Origin of the sequence: Enterococcus silesiacus, from assembly GCF_001886225.1 — a bacterium.
Taxonomy (GTDB): domain Bacteria; phylum Bacillota; class Bacilli; order Lactobacillales; family Enterococcaceae; genus Enterococcus_L; species Enterococcus_L silesiacus.
The window spans coordinates 19730-41216 of the sequence record NZ_JXLC01000014.1; the positions used below are offsets into that span (position 1 = coordinate 19730).

At 36.6% G+C, this 21487-nt stretch carries 15 protein-coding genes and 1 other annotated feature; of the genes, 10 read left to right on the forward strand and 5 right to left on the reverse strand.

Annotated elements, in window-relative coordinates; translation table 11 throughout:
- Positions 1-39 precede the first annotated feature (39 nt).
- Positions 40-1125: a non-hydrolyzing UDP-N-acetylglucosamine 2-epimerase gene (wecB, locus tag RV15_RS10470; RefSeq protein ID WP_071878000.1), complete on the forward strand. Its 1086-nt coding sequence runs from the start codon at positions 40-42 to the stop codon at positions 1123-1125.
- A 43-nt stretch (positions 1126-1168) separates the two neighbouring features.
- A complete protein-coding gene (locus RV15_RS10475) occupies positions 1169-2434 on the forward strand; it encodes an LPXTG cell wall anchor domain-containing protein (protein ID WP_071878001.1) in 1266 nt (421 codons plus the stop codon).
- Between the two features lie 78 nt (positions 2435-2512).
- Here RV15_RS10475 and RV15_RS10480 read toward each other — a convergent pair whose 3' ends face one another.
- The 3 genes from RV15_RS10480 to RV15_RS10490 all read right to left on the reverse strand — a co-directional run bounded on the left by RV15_RS10480 (position 2513) and on the right by RV15_RS10490 (position 6336).
- Positions 2513-4096, reverse strand: a complete 1584-nt coding sequence (locus tag RV15_RS10480; RefSeq protein ID WP_071878002.1) for an ABC transporter — start codon at positions 4094-4096, stop codon at positions 2513-2515.
- Positions 4089-4853 carry an ABC transporter ATP-binding protein gene (locus RV15_RS10485; protein ID WP_071878003.1) on the reverse strand — a complete coding sequence of 255 codons (765 nt, stop codon included), beginning with the start codon at positions 4851-4853 and terminating at the stop codon, positions 4089-4091. Before RV15_RS10485 ends, RV15_RS10480 begins: the two co-directional genes overlap by 8 nt.
- Positions 4854-4983: 130 nt before the next feature.
- Positions 4984-6336 (reverse strand): aspartate kinase, encoded by a 1353-nt coding sequence (locus RV15_RS10490; RefSeq protein ID WP_071878004.1) that lies wholly within the window; start codon positions 6334-6336, stop codon positions 4984-4986.
- Between the two features lie 196 nt (positions 6337-6532).
- Between RV15_RS10490 and RV15_RS10495 the strand changes: the two genes are divergently transcribed.
- The 7 genes from RV15_RS10495 to RV15_RS10525 all read left to right on the forward strand — a co-directional run bounded on the left by RV15_RS10495 (position 6533) and on the right by RV15_RS10525 (position 16410).
- Positions 6533-7198, forward strand: coding sequence for an HAD family hydrolase (locus tag RV15_RS10495; RefSeq protein WP_071878005.1), 666 nt, complete (start codon positions 6533-6535; stop codon positions 7196-7198).
- A 229-nt stretch (positions 7199-7427) separates the two neighbouring features.
- Positions 7428-9149, forward strand: coding sequence for a septation ring formation regulator EzrA (gene ezrA / locus RV15_RS10500; protein ID WP_071878006.1), 1722 nt, complete (start codon positions 7428-7430; stop codon positions 9147-9149).
- A 191-nt stretch (positions 9150-9340) separates the two neighbouring features.
- Positions 9341-10489, forward strand: a complete 1149-nt coding sequence (locus RV15_RS10505; RefSeq protein ID WP_071878007.1) for a cysteine desulfurase family protein — start codon at positions 9341-9343, stop codon at positions 10487-10489.
- Positions 10490-10616: 127 nt separating this feature from the next.
- On the forward strand, positions 10617-11822 hold the full coding sequence (thiI, locus tag RV15_RS10510; RefSeq protein WP_071878008.1) for a tRNA uracil 4-sulfurtransferase ThiI: 1206 nt from the start codon (positions 10617-10619) through the stop codon (positions 11820-11822).
- 155 nt (positions 11823-11977) lie between these two features.
- The gene (locus tag RV15_RS10515) at positions 11978-12631 is read left to right on the forward strand and encodes a redox-sensing transcriptional repressor Rex (protein ID WP_071878009.1); all 654 of its coding nucleotides are present in this window, start codon (positions 11978-11980) and stop codon (positions 12629-12631) included.
- Between the two features lie 294 nt (positions 12632-12925).
- On the forward strand, positions 12926-13417 hold the full coding sequence (gene tpx / locus RV15_RS10520) for a thiol peroxidase (protein ID WP_071878010.1): 492 nt from the start codon (positions 12926-12928) through the stop codon (positions 13415-13417).
- A 44-nt stretch (positions 13418-13461) separates the two neighbouring features.
- Positions 13462-13679 (forward strand) — a binding site (T-box leader).
- Between the two features lie 85 nt (positions 13680-13764).
- Positions 13765-16410, forward strand: coding sequence for a valine--tRNA ligase (locus tag RV15_RS10525; RefSeq protein ID WP_071878011.1), 2646 nt, complete (start codon positions 13765-13767; stop codon positions 16408-16410).
- A 57-nt stretch (positions 16411-16467) separates the two neighbouring features.
- Here the strand turns inward: RV15_RS10525 and RV15_RS10530 are convergent, their stop codons facing one another.
- Together RV15_RS10530 and RV15_RS10535 are read right to left on the reverse strand one after the other, a co-directional pair.
- Entirely contained in the window at positions 16468-17061 is a 594-nt protein-coding gene (locus RV15_RS10530) for a TVP38/TMEM64 family protein (RefSeq protein ID WP_071878012.1), read from the reverse strand.
- Positions 17062-17082: 21 nt separating this feature from the next.
- On the reverse strand, positions 17083-19650 hold the full coding sequence (locus RV15_RS10535; protein WP_071878013.1) for a YfhO family protein: 2568 nt from the start codon (positions 19648-19650) through the stop codon (positions 17083-17085).
- Positions 19651-20019: 369 nt separating this feature from the next.
- On the opposite strand from RV15_RS10535, the gene RV15_RS10540 reads away from it, so the two are divergent.
- A complete protein-coding gene (locus tag RV15_RS10540; RefSeq protein WP_071878014.1) occupies positions 20020-21339 on the forward strand; it encodes a bifunctional folylpolyglutamate synthase/dihydrofolate synthase in 1320 nt (439 codons plus the stop codon).
- The last annotated feature ends 148 nt before the right edge of the window (positions 21340-21487 follow it).

Here is a 21487-nt window from a genome sequence, read left to right on the forward strand (position 1 = left end):
TTATGGCTTTTTTTAGATGTGATGAATAGGAGGTCACAAATGAAACACTATATGATCGTTTTTGGTACTAGACCAGAATTAATAAAAATGTTTCCGCTGATTAAGGAGTGCCAAAACCATACAAAACAAATCAAACTAACAATCGTCAACACTGGACAGCAAAAAGAAATGGTCGACATTCTTTTAAAAGAATGGAATATAAAACCACAATATGATTTAGAAGTTATGAAACCAAAACAAACCTTAACTGAACTGAATATCAATATAATGACTGCAATAGAGCCTGTTATAAAGGCGGAAAATCCTGATCTAGTACTTGTTCATGGTGATACAACGACAGCTTTTATAACCAGTTTGGTGGCATTTTACCAACAGAAAAAAATAGGCCACATTGAAGCTGGACTTAGAACTAATAATAAGTATGCACCGTTTCCAGAGGAAATGAATCGTCAACTGATTGATCGAGTCGCTGATTATTATTTTGTTCCGACAAAAAGCAATAAAGAAAATTTGGAAAAAGAAGGTGTCACTTCAAAGATTGAAATTACTGGAAATACAGGTATTGATACCTTAAGTTATCTTAACTTAGAACGAACTATCGCCAGTGATCAGTATCAAATATTGGTTACGATACATCGACGGGAACTTGCTGAAGAAAAGTTACGAAAAATTTGTGAAGTTTTGAGAAAGATTGCTAAAGAATATCCTGATGTTGTTATTAAATATCCTGTACATCTCAATCCTAGAATCCAAAAAATAGTAGGCTCACTATTGTCGGATCAAGTGAATATTATTTTAACTGAACCATTGAATTACTTGGAATTTCAACAAGAAATGGTGAATAGTTTTTTAGTGGTTACTGATTCGGGCGGTATTCAAGAAGAAGCGCCTTATTATAAGGTCCCTGTTTTGGTGGTTCGAGAAGTAACCGAACGACAAGAGGCAGTCGAAGCAGGTTATTTAAAAATTATTGGTATAGATGAACAAAGACTTTACAAGACTATCGTGGCTCTTTTGACTAATCAAGATGAGTATGAAGCGATGCAGACTGCTGGAACGTTCCTTCCGTTTGGGGATGGAAAAGCAGCGAAAAGGATCGTTGACTGTTTATTGCAGGAAGTGTAGCTATAAAACGTCAGTGAAAAAATTAAAAAAAGGAGGTTGTTAAATGAAAAAGAAAGGTTTTGTTTTATCGACAATTTTTTGTCTAATTATTAGTATTCTTTTCCCATCCTATTCCTATGCTAATATGGATTTTGGAGATATTTATGTTTCTGGTCCTACGATTTTCAAAGGTGATAGCATTATTGATGAGAACACTGAAATCGATTATCATCAAAATGTTTCATTAGCGTACACATACAATATTCCAAATAATATTTCCATTACTGCTGGAGATACAATGGACTTAAGAATTCCAGAAAACACTTTAATTGCTAGTAGCTTTTCATATGATATTGTTGCAGATGATGGGACTTTGATCATGACGATTAGCGGGGATGCTTTATCCAATACTGCAACAGCAACTTTTGGTCCGTATTACGAATTGCATAAAGCGAATCGTCAAGGAGAAATTCTTTTTTATGCACGTGGATCAACAATGATGGAAAATGAAGAGTGGGTAATGAACAAGGTTGGTTGGAATAGTTTTGATAATACTTCAGCTGTTTGGAACATTATTATTAATCCTGATTCGAAATACATTACTAATGTTATTCTAACTGATATTCTTGGAGAGATGCAGGAATTGAATAGCGGTTTTTTAATCCAAGCAGAACTTGGAACTTACGACAAAAAAACACAATATTTTCAAGCACTGGAACCCATTGATCCCTCTAAGATAAGTTCTACGGATGTTGGGTTTGTTATTGATTTAGGAACATTGAATAATGCTGTAAGTTTAACTTACGTATCAAATAAGCTGAGTGATAAGAACCTACCTTATAGAAATAAAGCTATTCTACAAGCTGATGGTGACGGGGATCCAGTAGTGATTGAAGCTGAAACACCAGGTATAGGTGGTGGCGGAAGTGGTAGTGGAGATCCAGGTGAATCTACATCTGAAACCATCGACACATCATCGGGAGAATCAAGCACAACCGAAAAAGATTCGGAAGAAACAACTTCAGAAACGATCGATACATCTTCGACAGAATCAAGTAGTGAGGAAATTGCTACAACTTCTGATACGACTACTGAAAGTATTGAAGAATCAATTGCAAGCAGTACAAATGAATCAAATACATCAAGTCAAGAAAGTATCAGTAGTTCAGATTCAGTAATCGTAGCTGAACTAGAAGAAAAAAGTTCAAATAAACTACCAAAGACTGGATATCTTAAATCAATGATTGCGTTGACCGGATATGGATTGATTTTCATCAGTATAGCTTTGTTTTTAATCAAGAAGAAAAATCAAGACAACAATAAACGTTAAATGATAAAAAGATAGAGAGTGGGAGGATTTTTAGATTTTTTCTGAAAATTCTCCCACTCTCTTAACGTGTATTCAGTTTTAATTGAACGAATCCCAAAATGTTTTTTGAAAATGCCGTATCCATAGAAAGCTTAGAATTATTATGATTGCTAAAACACTTAAATTAAGTGGCCAAAATGGTAAAGTCATTGCAGCGAAACTGTAAACTCCCAAAAGAATCAAGCATATAAAAATAGATGCTATCATTGTAAATACTAACCCTACACTTCCAGAGCCACGTGTAAACAATTGATTGATACTTGTCCAATCTAACAAGATAAAGCGATAATCTCTAGCGAAAAAATGTAAACAAAGTAGATAATTACCGAACAATGAGCCGGTCAATAAAATTATAATATATAGAATTGGTAATCGGAATAGAATACCTCCAATCAAAGCAATACCACCAGTTAATATAAATTGAATGATTACACCAATGAGAAATTTTTGTTTCATATATTTAGACATTGAAATAGGTAGAGTCTGTACAAAATTAAAATTTTCTTGATCAAGAGAAATCATATTACTAATAAAAGAAGTCTGATTAACCGTCATGCAAGCTAAAGCAACTCCAGTTAAAAAGACCACACCAATAAAACGAAAATCGATATGACTTAAATCCAAGGAACCGCCGATTGCAAATGTTACGATGAAAATCAGTGGCATCAGTAAAGAATTTGACAATACTTGCATAATTAAGTTGGGTTCTTTCAATAATTGCGTATTATAACTTATCAGTAATTGGCCCAAGGTTTGAGCTGTCTTATGTTTTCGACGTTGAGCTCCTTTGGCAGTTGTTGCATCGGTTAGTTGTTCATAGAGTTTTGGTAAAATCATTCTCTTAATTGCTAACATTAATAGTAGCAAGATACCGAACAAGCCAGCCAAACTAAGTAGTCCAGATGTAGAAAAAGGTTCAGATACAATATGAAATAGCGGTAATAAGATGGCAATCGGGTAACGATCCATTTGACCAGTTTCAGAATAAGAACTTTGCCCATTCATAAAAATAATTCCCACAATCGCAATCGTCATTGAAATCCCTAACAACAAACTAGTCACTACTTTTTTGTGCTGTTTGAAAAATTTCGTTCGAGTCAAGCCAAACACAATTAAACAACAAACCGCAAAGACGATAGCTAAAACGAATAAAAAAAGCAAGAGCGCTAAAATAATAGTCAAGGGTAAGAAAATCCCTGCTCGCCAGCCAGTTAGTAAGAACACGACAAACATTGGGAAAACAAAAGGTGTGACAGTCAAAGCAACAACCAAAATCTTTGCAGTAAAAATCATACTTTGTTTAAAGGGCAGGGGTAAATAAGCCGGCAAGTCCTGGCTTTCAAAGAAGACGTTATAAATAACTGAAATCCCTTGTGAAAAGGCTAAGATACTAAATAAGGCCACATAATAAGTGAAGAAACCAGGCATCTGACTAAAATCGATAAGAAACATCGTTACACCATAGATAAATAAAAATAAAACACCAGAAAGTAAATACTGATTGATCAAGGCTCGTGTCAGGGCTTTTCCACTTTTGCCCTTTCTTCGCGCTCGATCTGTTACTTGAGGACTGGCATATCGCAAGTTGACCCGTGTTAATTCAAGTAATTGTGTTTTATTCATTCGCGTCACCTTCAATACGCTCAATTAATTGCGCATCCGATTGACGGCCAGCCATCTTCAAATAAATGCCTTCTAAAGATTCATTGGGTGATTGCGCCAATAACTCATCGACAGAACCATTGTAGATAAGTTCACCTTTCTTAAGAATCGCCAATTGATCACATAACTGCTGCGCTATATCTAAGGCATGGGTTGAGAAAATAACCGTTTTCCCTTTTGCCGCATGGGCTTTCATCATTTGTTTCAAGTCAAAAGCTGCTTGAGGATCTAAGCCTTGTAGCGGTTCATCTAAGATCCAAATATCAGGATCAGGTAATAATGCGCCGATAATAATCGTTTTTTGCCGCATACCATGAGAAAAACTAGCCAACGTTTCATCTTGATGACTCAACATATCAAATAAAGAAGCCAACTCGCTCAAACGATTTTGTTTTTGTGTTGCGTCAAGTTCATAAGCCGCACCGATCAAATCCCAATATTCGCCTGCGGTTAACTGCAAAAAGATATCGGGCGTGTCAGGAACATAAGCGATTTTTTGCTTGATTACTTGCCGATTTTCTGATAATTCCATACCGTCAACTGTAATAGAGCCACTGGAAGGTTGGATGATGCTTACCAAGCTTTTAATTGTTGTTGATTTCCCAGCACCATTATGTCCAAGAAATCCAAAAATCTCGCCTTGTTTAATGGTTAGATTAAGTTCTTTTAATGCTTGTTTTGTGCCATAGTTTTTACTAACGCCTGTCAATTCGATCACATTGTTTCCCACCTTTACTTATTTAGTAGCTTATTTTTATTGTACCCCAGTCTTTTCATGATGAGAATGCTTTCTTTAAAAAAAACACAGAAAAACACCCAGCTGGGGTTTTCTGTGTTTTTCTAGTTGTTTAATCTTCAAAAAAGGTTTTATACAAGGCTTGGATCGCTTTTTTCTCCTGATTCTCTTGAATGCCAAACATAATACTGACCTCAGAAGATCCTTGGTTGATCATTTCCAAATTTATTTTATTGAATGCTAAAGCTGCAGTACTATCAGCCATAACCCCAATTCGTTGGCGCATGCCTTCGCCGACGACCATTAACATCGATAAACCATGCGTGATCCGCAACTCATCAGGTTCAAGTTCAAGTTCTAAGCGTTTCATCAATTCTTCTTCGATTTCGATCGTTAATTGACGTTCCCTTAAAATAATGGAAATATCATCGATCCCAGATGGCATATGTTCATAGCTAAGCCCTAACTCTTCAAGAATTTGCAGTAACCGGCGGCCAAAACCTAACTCTCTATTCATTAGATACTTACTAATATAAATACTGGCAAACCCTTGATCACTAGCAATTCCGACAACAGGATCGTGTTTAACGGTTCTTGAAGTTGTAATCAATGTACCAGGATGTTCAGGATTATTCGTATTTTTGATGACTACTGGAATATTAGCACGGTATGCAGGCATCAAAGCTTCATCATGCAACACTGCAAATCCAGCGTACGCTAATTCCCGCATTTCTCGATAGGTTAGTTCTTTAATTGTTCGTGGTTCATGAATGATTCCGGGATGAGCAACGAAAATACCATTGACGTCAGTAAAGTTTTCATAAATATCAGCTTCTACACCTGCTGCAACGATCGAACCCGTGATATCTGATCCGCCTCTGGAAAATGTACAAATGTCTCCAGCTTCTGTAAACCCAAAAAAGCCTGGAATCACTAGAATTTCTTCTGTTGTTTTAAACTGATTGATCTTTTTAGCGGAAGAAGGCAAAATTCGTGCGTTGCCCGGTTCATCTGAAACGATGATTCCAATATCCTTTGGATTGGTGTAACGGGCATTTAGCCCTCGCTGTTGAAAGAAAGCAGCAACTAATTTAGCATTATTATCCTCACCACTGGCTAAAAAAGCATCAAGTAGATGTGGGTTATTATCTTTAGACAAAGTAGACAGTTGTTGAATGGCTTGTTGAATATCGTTTAAAACTTCTTTTGTTAGACCAAGATCATCTAAAATGGCTTCATAGCGACGCACAATTTTTCCGATGATTTCAGTAGTATTTTCATTATTTAAATACCGATTATAGTAGGAAATTAGTAAATCCGTTACCTTGATATCTTCAGAAGAACGCTTACCAGGAGCTGAAACAACCACAAACTTTCGTGAAGTGTCTTCTTTTACGATGTGTAAAACTTTCTCTAATTGTGTAGCGGATGCCAGCGAGCTGCCGCCAAATTTTGTGACTTTCACTTTTTTCACTCCTAATTTTAATAGATTTTTCATTATAATAGTAAAAGAATACCGAAATATGCGCAGAAAAGCAACCGTAAAAATGACAATAATTCATACTTTTCAGTTATTTTTCAACAAATTTCTTCATTTTTTTTCAAACTTTTGTTAGACTGGTAGAGCTGAATAAGAATAGTCAAAAAAAAGGAGTACCAAAATGACCCCAAGATATGAAGGAATCATTTTTGATATGGACGGCGTGTTGGTCGATAGTGAAGAGTTTTATTATCAACGCAGAAAAGCATTTTTAAAAGAGTATGATTTATCGATTGAACAGATTCCAATCCCTTTATTTGTTGGAGCCGATATGCGCAGTTTATGGGAGCTGATACTTGAAGTAAACGATACGACCCATGATGAAGCTTTCTTAAATGAAAAATATCTCCAATATAAAATCGAGCATCCTATTGATTACAGTGAGCTGATCGATCCAGATGCAAAACGAGTGCTACAGTTTCTTAAAAGAAAAGGCGTTAAAATCGGTTTAGCTTCATCATCAACAATGGATATGATCCAAGAAGTGCTAAAAGCAGGCCAATTAGCAAGCTATTTTGATATCGTCATAAGTGGCACACAATTTAAAAAAAGCAAACCAGCGCCAGAGATTTATACTTATACAGTTCAAGAATTAGGACTTGAGCCTAAGCAATGTTTAGCGATAGAAGACTCTGAAAAAGGGATTCGTTCAGCGCATGATGCAGGTATTACAGTGTGGGCCTTGAAAGATACGCGCTTTGGAATGGATCAGCAATTGGCAGATGTCCAACTGGATACTTTAAGTGATGTGTGCAAAAAGTTGCAAAAAGCAGAGAAAATCGGTTAAACTAGCTAATGATCGACAATGATTTGTTACAATATTACAAAGTCAAAACATTTCTTGAAAAATTACAAATTGTTAGTGCTTGATTGAGTGGTTTGTGATATAATTTTCTGTAGGTGTTTTTAAGAGAATTTAAGTAGATAAGAGAATATTGTGGTTGCAGATAAAGGCATTTTTGTTATTTATCAGCAGTTGCATATCATATATGGACTAATAAACGGAGGAACCATGGATGAAGAATAATCTGATCATTATCGTAGTTTTAGCTATAATAATCATCGCAGCAGTTTTGTATTTAGTTGGTTATTTTATGAGAAAGAAAAATCAAATGAAACTCGATGATCTGGAAAAGAGGAAAGAAGAACTGTTCGACTTGCCGGTGATTGAAGAGGTCGATGATGTCAAAAAGATGCACATGGTCGGGCAAAGTCAGAATACGTTTAGAGAATGGAATCAGCGTTGGACCGAGATTTCTACTCGTTCTTTTGCAGAGTTAGAAAGTCAGATTTTTGAAGTCGAAAATTTAAATGAAACCTTCCGTTTTATGAAAGCGAAAAAAGCAGTTGCTGAAGCCGATGAGACAATGACTGAGATGGAATCAGAAGTTGAAATCATTCGTAATGGTTTAAAAGAACTGCGTGAAAGTGAAGAACGTAATTCACTTGAAGTACAAAAAGCTTTAGATGTATACGAAGAGATCAGTAAATTACTTCATGACGAAAAATCAGAATTTGGTTCAGCTTATCCTGAATTACAAAAACAAATCAAAAATATCGAGATTGAATTTACTCAGTTTGTAACATTGAATACTTCTGGGGATCCAATCGAAGCGCGTGAGGTTTTGGAAAATGCTGAACGTCATACCTATGAATTAGATGATGTGATGAAACGAATTCCACCGCTGTACGATGAATTGAACCGTACCTTCCCAGATCAATTAAAAGAGATTGAAGAAGGATACAAGCGTCTGCTTGCAGATCACTATGTTTTCCCAGAAAAGAATTTTGAAGATGAATTAAGACGCGTTCAAAAACGTGTGAAAAATTCGACAGTCGATTTAGAGAAGACGGAAGTCGATGCAGTTGAGGTAGCCAATCGTGATACTGCTAATGCAATCGATGCATTATACGAAATCATGGAACGTGAAATCAACGCTAAAAAATATGTACTGACAAATCATAAAGTTGTTGGTGACTATATTGCGCATGCTTTGAAAAACAATCGTCAGTTAATGATTGAACTTGATCATACCTCACAAAGTTACACATTGAATCACAATGAACTAGGTCGTTCAAGAGGGTTCCAAACAGAGATCGAAGAACTGATTCGTCGTTATGAAGATTTCGAACCGAAATTAAAAGAACACACAATTCCTTTTTCAGAAGTTCAAGCATTCTTTAAGGATTGTTATAAAATCCTAGATGACATTGAAAATCAACAAGTTGAAATTGATGATTCATTGAAAGATTTACGTAAAGGTGAAAAAGCTGCTCAAGAAAAAGTTGATCAGTATGATTTCCGCTTACGCAACATCAAACGTTATGTTGAAAAACAACGTTTACCAGGATTGCCAGCAGACTACTTAGAATTTTTCTTTGTAGCTACAGATCGTATCGAAGAATTAAGCAAAGCTTTGAATAGAATCCGAATCAATATGGAAGAAATCAAAAAGTTATCAGATCTTTGTAATGAAGATCTAGAGCTACTTGATAAAAAGACAAAAGACTTGGTAAACTCAGCAGCATTAACAGAACAAATGATGCAATATGCGAATCGTTACCGCCATACACATGAAGCAATTCGTGTGGCAATGGAAAATAGTTTAGAGCTATTCTCAAAAGAATACAGATATCAAGATGCTTTAGATGAGATTGGCACTGCACTTGAACGAGTGGAGCCAGGAGCATTTAGAAGAATCGAAGATTTTTATTTTAAAAATCTTGATGCGATTTAAAATTAGAGGCTATGAAAGAAGCGCATAGTTCCGAAGGAGTTGCTTCTTTCATGTAGTTTACTTAAATTTTGAGTGGGTAGAGCAAAACTTATAGAGTTTTGTACTACCCACCTTTTTATTTTTTTGTTAGTTGAACTACATAATTAGAAAGTATATAATAGGAAAGAATTTCAAAAGAAGAGGGTTTTTAGATGATCTATTTCGATAACAGTGCAACAACACCAATTTATCCCCAAGCATTAGATACTTATATAAAAGTAAGTCAGCGAATTATTGGTAATCCTTCTAGTCTACATGATTTAGGGAATCAGGCGAATCGTTTACTGGAACAAGCACGTAAGCAAATTGCTGATTTGATTCAAGTAAAGTCAAATGAAATTTATTTTACGAGCGGGGGTACCGAAGGTGATAATTGGATTTTAAAAGGAACAGCTTTGGAGAAAAAAGCGTTTGGTCGTCATATTATCATTTCAGATATTGAGCACCCAGCGGTTTCTGAAACGGCAAGACAACTTGCAGAAAATGGTTTTGAGCTATCAATCGCTCCTGTTGATGAACGTGGTTTTGTAAAAGTCGATGAGCTAGCCAAATTGATTCGTAAAGATACGATTCTTGTTTCTGTTATGGCTGTCAATAATGAAATAGGATCGATCCAGCCAATTCAAGCAATCAGCGATTGTTTAGCAGATCATCCAACGATTCATTTTCATGTAGATGCTGTTCAGGCTATTGGGAAAATTAGCCAGGAGCAATGGCTGACACCGCGAGTGGATTTCGCTACATTTTCTGCCCATAAATTTCATGGACCACGTGGTGTTGGGTTTATTTACTGGAAGCATGGTCGAAAGTTAACATCTTTACTGAATGGCGGAGGGCAAGAAAGTGATCAAAGAAGCGGCACTGAAAATGTGGCTGGGATTGTTTCGATGGCGAAAGCTTTACGTTTGTATATGGATAAAAAAATAGAAAAGCCAGAGCACACTGCAACCATTCGCCGTTATTTGATTGAAGCCTTACAAGAATATGCTAACGTGACAGTATTTTCAAAAGAAACGATGGATTTTGCGCCTCATATTTTATGCTTTGCATTAAAAGGGATCCGTGGAGAAGTACTGGTACATGCCTTAGAAGAAAAACAAATTTATACATCAACGACCAGCGCTTGCTCTAGCCGAAAAAAATTGGCAAGTAGCACCTTACATGCGATGAAAGTTCCAGACGCATTAGCGACCTCTGCTATCCGTGTCAGCCTTGATGAAAGCAACACGATTGCAGAAGCAGAACAATTTATGATTATTTTCAATCAACTGTATAAAAAATTTTTGGTATTAAATGGATGAGTTATCCAATTTAATCGAAATTGTGCATCAGCTCATGAATAAGAATAACTGGTTATTATAGAGAAATTGAACGACTTGCTAAGCGAAATTCAAAAAATCAAGTTTTATAGAAAAGGATTGAAAAATTGTGAAATATACTGAAATTATGGTTCGCTATGGCGAGCTTTCAACAAAAGGAAAAAATAGAAAATTATTTATTTCCCAATTAGCCCAAAACGTCAAAAGAGTACTTGGCGATTTTCCTGCTGTCAAAATCCATGCTGACCGAGATCGGATGCATCTATTATTAAATGGGGAAGACAGTGCTCAAATCTTACCTAAGTTAGAAAAAGTCTTTGGTATTCAAAATTTTTCTCCAAGTGTCCGTGTAGAAAAAACAATGCCGGCCATTCGTGAAATGGTTCAAACCATCATCAAATCTGCTTATCAGCCTGGCCAAACGTTCAAAATCACTTCTAAACGTTCTGACCATAGCTTTGAATTGGATACGAACGAATTGAATCGGGAACTTGGAGGGGCAGTTTTTGAAGTATTCCCTGAAATAGCTGTACAAATGAAAAAACCAAATATCGAGATTCGCGTGGAAATTCGCAAAGAAGGAGCCTATCTTTCCTATGAAACGATTCGTGGTGCTGGTGGATTACCTGTTGGTACGAGTGGTCGTGGCATGTTGATGCTTTCTGGCGGAATTGATTCACCTGTGGCAGGTTACTTGTCAATGAAACGTGGAGTAGAAGTTGAAGCTGTTCATTTTGCTAGTCCGCCTTATACAAGCGAACAAGCATTACAAAAGGCAAAAGATTTAGCTGCTAAAATTGCGCCTTATGCTGGCAGTATTCAATTTATCGAAGTACCGTTCACAGAGATTCAAGAAGAAATCAAAAGAGTTGTACCAGAAGGATATCTAATGACAGTTACTCGTCGAATGATGCTTCGTCTAGCAGATGCAATCCGTGAATTAAGAAAAGGCTTAGTGATCATCAATGGTGAATCGTTGGGACAGGTTGCTTCACAAACGCTACAAAGCATGGTGGCCATCAATGAGGTGACAACCACTCCAATCATTCGCCCAGTTGTTTCGATGGATAAAGGTGAAATCATCGAGATTGCTGAAAAAATTGATACATTTGAATTAGCGATCCAACCATTTGAAGATTGCTGTACGATATTTGCTCCGCCGCAACCAAAAACGAGACCAAAACTAGATAAAGCTCAAGCGTATGAAGCACGTCTAGATATCGAAGGATTAATGGCACGATCAATGGCTGGCTTGAAAGTTAGTGAAATAACTGAAGTAAGCGAACAAGACGAAGAGTTTTCTGATTTACTATAAAAGTTGAAAGAACAGACTTGATAACGCTATCGATTCTGTTCTTTTTATTTATTAGGTTTTTCTAATATCAGTTATATATTTCACAAAGAAGTTGCTCCTAGTCGTGAAGCATGCTAAACTATATATGTGAAATAAGTAACAAGGAGAGCTGGAAAATGAAAGAATTACATAAAGAAAAAGCAATGCCCAAAGCAACTGCGAGACGACTGCCACTGTATTTACGCTACTTAAAAATGCTAGGGGACTCTGGAGTGACGCGAATCAAATCAAAAGAATTTAGTGATGTCATTCAAGTACCGCCTGCAACTATTCGTCGTGATTTTTCTCACTTAGGTGAGTTGGGACGTAGCGGTTACGGCTATGATGTGCCATATTTGATCGAAGTTTTTAGCCATATTTTAAACACCAAAGAAGAAAAACGAATTGCGTTGATCGGTTGTGGTAATTTAGGCAAAGCATTGGTTAAAAATAATTTCAGAAGAAATGAAAATTTGAATATTGTTTGTGCATTTGATACAGAAGAAGAACTTGTGGGTTTATCGGTCGATGACATAATGATTCAGCCTATGGAAAAGCTAGCAGAAGAAGTCAAGCGTACAGGTGTAACCGTTGCAATTTCTACAGTGCCTAGTCAATTTGCTCAAGAAGCGATCGATAAAATCGTCGATGCAGGAATTACAGCAATTTTGAACTTCGCACCAGATCGCGTAACTGTACCACACAATGTGAATGTGCAGTACATTGATTTGACAACAGAGCTGCAGACCTTGATCTATTTTGATGAAACATTTTCAAAAGCTAAACCGTAGAAAGCAAGAACTTTGTCATCTGATCGTCCTTCCTCTATACTAAATAGAGAGAGAGTATTTTAACTGGCTGAGCTTTAAGAGTGGGAGGCATTTTGAATGTTATCTAGCTTCAGGAGCTAGCACTACGCTCTGCTTCGATCACATCAATTCCTAAGAGCTAAAGCTCTAGTGATTGAAGGTTTCGGGGAAAAGATAAAAATAAATGAGGTAAAAAACACCTCAGTTATTTTTCCTATTTTCCTGTCAAGGTTGATTGAGCTCTTTCAGCTTTTAAATTAAAGGAGGAAAAGAATAATGAAAGTAACGAAAAAAGGCGAAGCAGTAGAAATTGTCGGTATTCAACCTGAGGTAGGTACCAAAGCTCCAGAGTTTTCATTAAAAAATTTAAACGATGAAGTAGTAAAACTATCAGATTTCGTTGGTACTCCGGTCTTGATCAGTGTTGTACCTGATATTGATACTAGAATCTGTTCACTGCAAACAAAACGTTTTAACCAAGAAGCCGCTAAAGTAGAAGGTGTAAAATTTATTACGATTTCTAACAACACGAAAGAAGAACAAGCGAATTGGTGTGCTGCTGAAGGTGTTGATATGGAGCTTTTACACGATACAGAAGGAACTTTTGGTGATGCATATGGCTTATTTATCCCTGAAATGGGCCGTTTAGCTCGTGGGATTTTTGTAATTGATAAAGATGGAAAGATTATTTATGAAGCCATTTCTCAAGAGATTGCGGAAGAGCCAGATTATAATCAAGCATTAGAAAAAGTAAAAGCAGTCCGCTAATTTAGTTCAAATTGACTTATCGCTCACTTCAATGTTAGAATAAACCAAAGACCATGATCAAGAGGAGTACTACTGGCATCGTCATAGAGAGAAAATCACTTGGTGGAAGATTTTCACATAACCAGTAAGAAGGTAGCTTGGGAGTCAATGATTTGAATGAAGTAGAATGATTCGAGTAGTGATCGTTACCTCACGAATAAGCGGTGTTTGGATCGTCAGACACAATTTAGGTGGTACCGCGTATAGTATATACGCCCTAAAATACGAAAGTATTTTAGGGCTTTTTTATATGTCCATCACAGATATTTCCAAAGGATACTAACACGATATAGAAAGAAGGAATCTACATGACAGAAGAAAAAAATCTGCCAACTAAATACCAACCCACAGAAGTGGAACAAGGCCGTTACCAAAAATGGCTGGATCAAGATTTATTCAAACCAAACGGCAACAAAGAAGCAAAACCCTATTCAATCGTGATTCCACCGCCAAATGTTACTGGGAAACTTCATCTAGGTCATGCGTGGGATACAACGTTACAAGACATGATCATCCGTCAAAAAAGAATGCAAGGTTTTGATACTTTATGGCTGCCTGGAATGGATCACGCAGGTATTGCGACACAAGCAAAAGTGGAAGAAAAATTAGCAGAACAAGATATTTCTCGGTATGATTTAGGCCGTGAAAAATTTGTCGAACAAGTCTGGGATTGGAAAGAAGAATATGCTTCTCACATTCGTGAACAATGGGCAAAAATGGGCTTATCTTTAGATTATAGCCGTGAACGTTTTACTTTAGATGATGGTTTATCACAAGCTGTGCGCAAAGTCTTTGTTTCTCTATATGAAAAAGATCTGATTTATCGTGGCGAATACATCATCAACTGGGATCCGAAAGCCAAAACAGCCTTATCTGATATTGAAGTTATCCACAAAGATATCGAAGGTGCGTTTTACCATATGAGTTATCCACTGACGGATGGAACAGGCGTTGTGGAAATCGCAACGACTCGTCCTGAAACAATGTTAGGTGATACCGCAATTGCTGTACATCCTGATGATGAGCGTTACCAAGCATTGATCGGAAAAACGGTCACATTACCATTAGTAGACAAAGAAATCCCGATCATTGCCGATGAATATGTAGATATGGAATTTGGAACAGGTGTGGTAAAAATCACGCCAGCTCACGATCCCAATGACTTTGAAGTCGGTAATCGTCATGATTTACCTCGCGTAAATGTAATGAATGAAGATGGTTCTATGAATGATTTAGCTGGTAAATATGCAGGGATGGATCGTTTCGCTGCACGTAAATTAATCGTTTCTGATCTAAAAGAAATGGGTCGCTTAATTAAAATCGAAACAATGAATCACAGCGTTGGTCATTCAGAACGGACTGGTGTTGTTGTTGAACCTCGTTTATCCACACAATGGTTTGTTAAAATGGCGCCTTTAGCTGAAAAAGCCATCAAAAATCAAGAAACAGAAGATGCAGTAGAATTTTATCCACCACGTTTTAACCAAACCTTCTTGCGTTGGATGGAAAATGTCCATGACTGGGTAATCTCACGTCAATTATGGTGGGGACATCAAATTCCTGCTTGGTACCATAAAGAAACAGGTGAAATGTATGTTGGCATGGAAGCGCCAGCCGATGCAGAAAATTGGACGCAGGATTCTGATGTACTTGATACATGGTTCAGTTCAGCATTATGGCCATTTTCAACAATGGGTTGGCCTGATGAAGAAGCAGCTGATTATCAGCGTTATTTCCCAACTAGCACATTAGTAACAGGCTACGATATTATTTTCTTCTGGGTGAGCCGTATGATGTTCCAAAGTTTAGAATTTACAGGACAAGCACCATTTAAAAATGTCTTGATGCATGGCTTGATCAGAGCAGAAGATGGACGCAAAATGAGTAAATCTTTAGGTAACGGAATCGATCCGATGGAAGTTATCGATAAATATGGGGCAGATGCTTTGCGTTGGTTTATGTCAAATGGTTCAACACCAGGTCAAGATATGCGTTTCAGCTATGAAAAAATGGATGCATCTTGGAACTTTATCAATAAAATTTGGAATGCCAGCCGTTTTGTGATCATGAATGTTGAAGGAATGTCTTATGAAGATATCGACTTTAGCGGAGAGAAAACTGTAGCAGACCGCTGGATCTTAACACGTTTAAATGAAACTGTTGCTCGTGTGACTGATTTATTTGACCGTTTTGAATTTGGTGAAGCAGGCCGTCAGTTATACAATTTCATCTGGGATGATTTTTGTGATTGGTATATTGAAATGAGTAAAGAAATCCTTTACGGTGAAAATGAAGGAGCAAAACAAACAACACGCAGTATTTTAGTCTATACACTAGACCAGATTTTACGTCTATTGCACCCAATCATGCCATTTGTGACAGAAGAAATCTGGGAAAATATTCCGCATGAAGGTGTATCCTTAGTTGTTGCAGATTATCCTGTGGTTCACGAAGAGTTTTCAGATGAAACTGCCGCTCGCGGTATGGAAGTCTTAAAAGAAGTGATCCGTGCGGTGCGTAATATTCGTGCAGAAGTGAATACACCACTTTCAAAACCAATTACATTGTTGATCAAAACAAGTGATGAAACGGTTGATAAATTCTTGATCGAAAACACAAATTACATCGAGCGTTTCTGTAATCCAGAAGAGTTGACGATTGCAAGTGACATCATTGCACCAGAATTGGCGATGTCCGCCGTTCTAACCGGAGCAGAGCTGTATTTACCATTAGCTGGCTTGATCAACGTGGAAGAAGAAATAGCTCGTCTAGAGAAAGAATTAGACAAATGGACGCAAGAAGTCAAACGTGTACAAGGAAAATTAGCGAATGAACGTTTTGTTGCTAATGCGCCAGATGATGTTGTGGAAGCTGAAAAAGCAAAAGAAAAAGATTATTTAGAGAAACAAGTCGTTGTGAAAGAACGAATTGCACAGCTACGTACGGTGAATTAATGAATAATAAAAAGACAGAAATGACGTTTTTAGGTCACTTCTGTCTTTTTATTTTTTCTAACTAATCAAAAAACGATTAAACAAGAATAACAACGCATACCCATAAGTCCCAACTGACCAAAGTTTAAAAATCAGCAAGACTTTCATATATTCCTTGAACGGCAGATCAGCCAGACCTGCAACCAAACAAGTTAAATCATCTGGCGCAAAAGGAATCAACAATGTAACAATCATCAACTTCTTAATGCCTTTTTCAGGACGGTCTAACATTTTTTCGAATTTTAAATACCGTTTTTTAGAAAGAATCAGCTGAGCAAATGGTTTCCCGTAATAACGTGCCAACCAATAGACAATAACATCGCCAATCATCAAACCGATATAGCTGTAGATCAATCCTGGGATGCTACCAAACATCAACATTCCCACAAGGGTTGAAATCCCTCCAGGAAGAATCGGCACAATCACTTGGACCATTTGTAAAAAGATAAAGATCAAGACGGCGTATTCTCCAAATTGTTTCATAAAATCCTGTAAAGACTGTACAGAATGAAAAATACCTTTATAATAGCCATAAATCACCAAACCAGTAAAACAAATAACGCCTAGAATAGGCAGTACATAGATAATTCGTTTCAGAATTTTTCTCCCCATGGCTGCAATTTCCTCTCGCTGCTATTTTGATTTTCGTCGTCTAACATATTTTATTAGTTGATAAAATAATACGCTCAAAAGAACAGAAATGCTAATCAAAACGCCCACGATAAAGTTCCGTTGTTGATAATGCATCGTGATTTGATGTTTTCCAGAAGTTAATTCAATGCCTGTAAAATTGCCTAAAACCGATTTAGCTTTGACCTTTTTGCCATCAACTGTGATCTGCCAATTTTTATCATAGGGAATCGCCAAGTAAAGCAATGAATTTTCTGAATCAGTTACGGTGATTTTTCCAGTCAAGGTGCCTAAAACTTCTTCTTCAAGCTGAATTGCTTGGGACTTTTGTTTGGTAATAAATGAATGAAAGGTTTCTTGTTGCAAGGTTTTTAATTCAATCGCTTTTTCCTCAAGCTCTTTTTCAGATTCAAGTTGTAATTGAACGACAGCATCTTTTTTGAAGTAACCAAGATTAAACAATTGATTCGTTGCGATATAAACTGCAGGCTGTATTTTTTCCCCATTTACTCTAAACGAAGTGATTTTCTTCCAGTTAAATTCTGGTGCATAAAGATATAGCTCACCATCTGTTGTCGTTTTTGTAGTCAGTGTGTAGTGATGATCAGCTTGAGCCGTCCAGGCTACTTTTTGTGTCTCTTGAAAATAACCTTGTTTATTTTCTTGGATCTGTTGTAAGATCATTTCCTGATTTTTTAGAGGCTGATTTTTAACTAACTTCAGATCGCCAAATTCTTTGGAAACTAAAAATCCCATGCCGATTGCTTCTTCATTTTCATAAACATTCGTTGAAGGATCGCTTGAAATATTTTTTTGGTGCGATTTTACTTCTGGTGTCAACTGATAGTTCACATTTAACAGTAAGTTGATCACTTTTGACTCATCCACATAAGCGATTCTACGATCGTTTTTTTGATATAAGCCTAAAGCATGCAACGTATCTTGGGTCTTAGCATCCAGTGTAGAGGTGTAGCTGGAAACACCAGCATAGCCATATAGAATCGGATTATTGTAGCCATTATTTTTCTCGTTATACCCTGCAGCATCGGAATCGATCGTTTGTTTTATTCGGAATAACTGAGGATGTTCATTTTGTAGATCAGAAATGATTTTATCCTGAATTTGATAGGTCTGTGCAAATTTTTCTTGATTCCCAAAAGGAATATCCTTAAAACTGATCCAAAAATTAAAGACTAGTTCGGAGCAAACCACTAAGAACAAGATCATATAGAGGCCATTTATTTTTGATCCGCGTCTTTTTTGAATCAAGACTACCAACCCAAAGGTCAACCAAATGCTAACTAGACTGATAACAACATAATAATCGGACAATAAAAAGATTTTCTCTTTTGAAAATTTTAAAGCAATATAACCAAAAAGCAACAATCCAGAAAAAATACTAGGAACAATGAACGTTAATTTTGCTCCATCCTTCAATTTAAGAAACGCTTCATACGCAAATTTTATCATCAAAAAACTAAAGATAAACGTATTTCTATACGGAAATCCCGCAGGACTTTGAAACATATGCCAAATCGTATTGACTAGCTCCAACCAGAAACTTAAGAAAATAAACCCAACCAAAAACGCAGCGCCAATTTTTTCCTTCTTAGAAATAGCCGACAGCTGAAAGTAAGTGATAAAAAGCAAGACCATCAAGATTCCAGAAAAAATCGTCGGTAGATGCTCTAAGCGCCACTCAAAATTAACACTACCAAGACCTAATTGTGAAAGAAAACTAAAGCCAAAATTAGGTGTAGGTAAAAACGTTTGCCACTCGAAATTTGTTTTCTTTGTCGCTAACATCCCTTCTACAGCAGGAATCAAAATAAAACTAGTGCTGATCCCAGTTAGAAAAGAAGTAACAAAAAACAAACGACCTTCCTTAAGAAACTGCCAAATTGATTTCTTTTTTGAAGCGTCTGTTTTTTGATAATACCAATACAAACTGTAGCAGACAGCAAAAATGCAGAGCATATAGCCCATATAATAATTCGTCACGATAGATAAAAATAAGGCGACAGAATAAAGAACATATTTCTGCTGATCCCATAAACGTTGAATCCCCAAAATAAGTAAAGGAAGTAAAATCAGCGCGTCCAACCACATAAAATTCAAACAATAAACAGTTACAAACCCACATAAACTATATGATGTTGAAAAAAGTAAAGTGGCAACAGTTGATCGTTGATAGGTCTTTTGAAGATAATAAAACATCGAACTACCCATCAGCGAAATTTTCAGCGTAATGATCAATAAGATCGCAATCGGCAATTGTTCATATGAAAATAGTAAGACGAACAAATTGAAGGGGCTTAATAAATAATATGCACTTAATGGTAAAATCGTTCCCCCCAATGCGTCAGAAAATGAATAAAGGGAATAAGTCTCGCCTTGGAAAAACTGTTTAAATGCACTTAAAAAAGGCATATACTGTGTACCTAGATCGCTTACTAGAAGATTATTATTCCCTAAAGGGGCTAATCCTAAGCTAAACCAGAGTATGGCTAATAACAAGAATGGCAGGAAGAAACTTCCACCGACCAACAAATATTTTTTGATTTTTAACATATTTTATACTGCTCCTCTATTCTAATGATTAGTAACTGCTTTAGGATAAAGGTCCAATCAATCGTGTGAAATCAAACGAACTACCTACAACAATAATTATTTTTTAATCAAGTTTATTTGGCTATCTATCTAAGATTCTAGTCTATCATGTGACTTGGTAAAGATGCAAAAGAATCAGTGTTCACTTTAGAAGATACCTCATTTATTTTATCACAACCGTTTTTATTTAAAAGTGCTGGGTTATTTGTTTACTCTTTTTTATAGAATCGTTCTTTTTTTACAGCAAATTGATCATTTATGGAATTATAGACGTTAATTAGTGAAAAGCACTTCAGCTTTCGATATAATAGATAATGAGGAGTTGATCAGATGTCATTAACGATAGAAGAAGCGATTAATTGGATTCATAGCAGACTGCCATTTGGTTCCAGACCAGGTCTTGATCGAGTGGAAGCATTATTAAACAGAGTCGGGAACCCAGAAGCAAAAGTACCAACGATCCATATTGCTGGTACAAATGGAAAAGGCTCTACAGTAACGTATTTACGCTGTATGTTAGAAGAATTGGGGTTAAAGGTAGGAACGTTCACTTCTCCTTATATCGAACACTTCAATGAACGAATTGCGATCAATGGAAAAGGCATTTCAGACAATCATATCATTCAGTACGTAGAAAAATATCAAGAGCTGATCAAAGAAATGGATCAACAGCCAACAAGTGCAGGAATCACGGAATTTGAAACGTTGACTGTGATGGCACTTGATTATTTTCTAGATGAAAAAGTCGATATCGCCATTGTTGAAGTAGGACTTGGTGGTTTATTAGATAGTACCAATGTAGTAAAATCGATGCTAACAGCAATTACCACGATCGGCAAAGACCATACAGAAATTTTAGGCGATACACTGGAAGAAATTGCCTTTCAAAAAGCTGGAATCATTAAAGAGGGCATACCGGTTGTAACTGGAAATATTGGAGAAGAAGCGTTTGTTGTGATTAATGAAGTCGCCGATAAAAAAAATAGCAGAGTGTATCGCTATGAAAAAGACTACAAGGCTGAATACCGCCATCCAGACAAAAATTGGGGCGAGATTTTTGATTTTTATGGTGAAGCAGGCAAATTACCTAAGGTCAAAGTACCTTTATTAGGTCGTCATCAAGTAGAAAATGCGGCAGTAGCTATTCAATTATTTTATCTCTATTGTGAAATGCAGCAAATCAACTTTACTGATAGAGATGTTTATCAAGGCTTGGCTCAGGCTCAGTGGCCTGCTCGAATGGAAAAAATCAGTGATGAACCGTTGATCATTTTAGATGGTGCGCACAATGATCATGCAATGCGCCGTTTGGCTGACAATTTGAAAAAGGAATTTCCCAATCGTGAGATCCATATTTTATTCTCAGCACTAGCGTCAAAAAATATTGATCAGATGATATCTATATTAAGAAAAGTTCCTAATGTTCATTTATATTTGACCACTTTTGATTATCCTAGAGCAATCGAATTAACAAAAATGGAACATTTTGAAGATGATAAAACGGAAATCGTTTCACTGTGGCAATTTGGGTTAGGTGAAATTTTAGAAAAAATGTCAGCAGATGATTTGATGTTAGTGACAGGCTCGCTTTATTTTGTTTCACAGGTAAGGGAATTGTTGTTGAACATAGGATCTGGCGATGAGGACTAGTCTCAACAAGACGAAGTCGAGTGTGCTATATGTTATCTAGCTACGCGGGCTACTCTCTCGGGAAAAAGATAAAAAATAATTGTGGTAAAGAGCACCATATTTATTTTTTCCTATTTTCCTGTCGAGAGTGAACGAGTCTGTTTCTCTT